We start from the raw sequence: 1,391 nt of genomic DNA, 5'->3' as shown, positions 1-1,391 counted from the left end.
GATGAGATGGTCTCCTCCTCTCTAACGGCATCGCAATGTGCCAAACTTGGAGTTGATAATTCAAGTTAACAAGAAGAGGAGACCACTATGAATATTACTACCGTTGGGATCGATTTGGCAAAAAATGTTTCTCACGTTGTGTGTTGTAACCAAGCGGGCAAGATAGTGAGTAAGCGCATGTTGCGTCGCAGTGAAATTCTGCATTACTTTCGCAAATTACCGTGTTGCTTGGTTGGAGTAGAAGCTTGCGCCAGTGGGCATTACTGGGCACGAGAGATAACAAAGTTAGGGCATACGGTAAAACAAATAGCCCCTCAGCATGTCAAAGCTTATGTGCGAGGGAATAAAACCGATTACAACGATGCACTGGCAGTAGCAGAAGCTGTTGTGCGCCCGCAAATGCGCTTTGTGACGACAAAAACGGTGGAGCAGCAGGATATTCAGGCTTTACATATGTTACGTAAAAAGTGTGAGCGGGACAGAACAGCTAATGCTAATGCAATACGTGGTTTATTGTATGAATACGGGGTGACACTAAACCAAGGTATTAAAAATGTGTACAAGCACTTACCTGAACTCTTTGCGGATGACGCGGACAATGGGTTAAGCGCCCTATTTAAGACACTGCTCAAACAGCATTATCAGAAGCTAATAGAACTGGATGCGCATGTGAAGACCTATACCAAGCAAATAGAAACCTTGAGCCAATCTGAGCCTTGTCAACGTTTACAGCAAATCCCAGGTATTGGCCCCATTACTGCCAGCGCGTTTTATCAACATGTTGGCAATGGCAGTACATTTAAAAACGGGCGGGCGGTATCGGCCTCGCTAGGTGTTGTACCACGTCAGCATAGCTCGGGGGGTAAACACAACTTATTGGGTATCAGTAAGCGAGGCGACGGGTATTTACGGACATTATTGATACACGGTGCCAGAGCCGTCATGCGTACCCATGCGAAGAAGGACACGCCATTGGCGCGCTGGATAAAACGAATTGAATGTACACGGGGTAAAAACAAAGCCGCCGTGGCGTTGGCTAATAAGATGGCAAGAGTTGGCTGGGCCCTGCTGAAACATAACCAAGATTATCAATCTGTGCATATGACTACACAATAAAGGATAATCGAAAAAGTTAACAATAAACTCTCTACTCTAAGGATTGCTGATTAAACATCCAGAGATGACAAACAGGTAATACCGACATACCGAAAACCTGATAGGGGCGTAGGGGCTAATTAAAGCCCGTGTCAACGATAAGGACGGTATGGGCGAAGTTCATCGAGGCTCGAAACCAATAGTTGTTTCAAACAGAAGCCGGATATACGAACGCAAACCTATCCCTGTCAAATCACAATGTTTATGATTGCAATAATGGAGGAGACCATATACAG

Annotated in this window: 1 protein-coding gene; it reads left to right on the top strand. The window is 45.2% G+C overall.

The window, feature by feature from the left end; translation table 11 throughout:
* The first annotated feature begins 87 nt into the window (after window positions 1-87).
* Complete coding sequence (locus J8L97_RS22905; RefSeq protein ID WP_211053027.1) at window positions 88-1,116, top strand: IS110 family transposase; 1,029 nt, start codon at window positions 88-90, stop codon at window positions 1,114-1,116.
* Window positions 1,117-1,391: the final 275 nt, after the last annotated feature.

This window comes from Pseudoalteromonas sp. MMG012, from assembly GCF_018100875.1.
In the GTDB taxonomy this organism is placed as follows: Bacteria; Pseudomonadota; Gammaproteobacteria; order Enterobacterales; family Alteromonadaceae; genus Pseudoalteromonas; species Pseudoalteromonas aurantia.
The sequence above is the reverse complement of the archived record's forward strand: the minus strand, read 5'-3'. Positions and strand labels throughout refer to the sequence as shown.

Coding starts and splice junctions, on each gene's coding strand:
- J8L97_RS22905 (WP_211053027.1), top strand. CDS start 88: ATGAATATTACTACCGTTGGGATCGATTTGGCAAAAAATGTTTCTCAC.